The sequence below is a fragment of the Staphylococcus sp. EG-SA-2 genome (genome assembly GCF_017152085.1).
This window is the reverse complement of the sequence record NZ_JACYHC010000210.1, coordinates 1-519: the sequence shown is the minus strand read 5'-3', so window position 1 is coordinate 519 and position 519 is coordinate 1. Positions and strand designations below refer to the sequence as shown.

Below are 519 nucleotides of genomic sequence, written 5' to 3'. Positions count from 1 at the left end.
ATTGTTAAACGAGCAATCAGAGATAGACAACCTTAGGAGGGATTTAAATGACCAAAGAACAACAACTTGCAGAACGAATTATTGCTGCAGTAGGTGGTATGGATAATATAGATAGTGTCATGAACTGCATGACACGTGTGCGTATTAAAGTATTAGATGAAAATAAAGTAGATGACCAAGAACTAAGGCATATTGATGGTGTCATGGGTGTTATACACGATGAACGCATTCAAGTTGTGGTTGGACCTGGTACAGTCAATAAAGTGGCTAATCATATGGCGGAATTAAGTGGTATTAAACTAGGTGACCCAATACCACACCATCACAATGATAGTGAAAAAATGGACTATAAATCATATGCAGCTGATAAAGCAAAGGCGAATAAAGAAGCACATAAAGCAAAACAAAAGAATGGTAAGTTGAATAAAGTATTGAAATCAATTGCCAATATCTTTATACCGTTGATTCCTGCATTTATTGGAGCTGGATTAATTGGTGGTATTGCAGCAGTACTGAGTA

The 519-nt window shown here is 36.4% G+C and carries 1 protein-coding gene; it reads left to right on the top strand.

Features of this window, described 5'->3' with window-relative positions; all coding sequences use genetic code 11:
* Positions 1-47 precede the first annotated feature (47 nt).
* A partial coding sequence (locus tag IDG60_RS01980) for a PTS transporter subunit EIIB (protein WP_206160439.1) occupies positions 48-519 on the top strand: 472 nt, incomplete at its 3' end.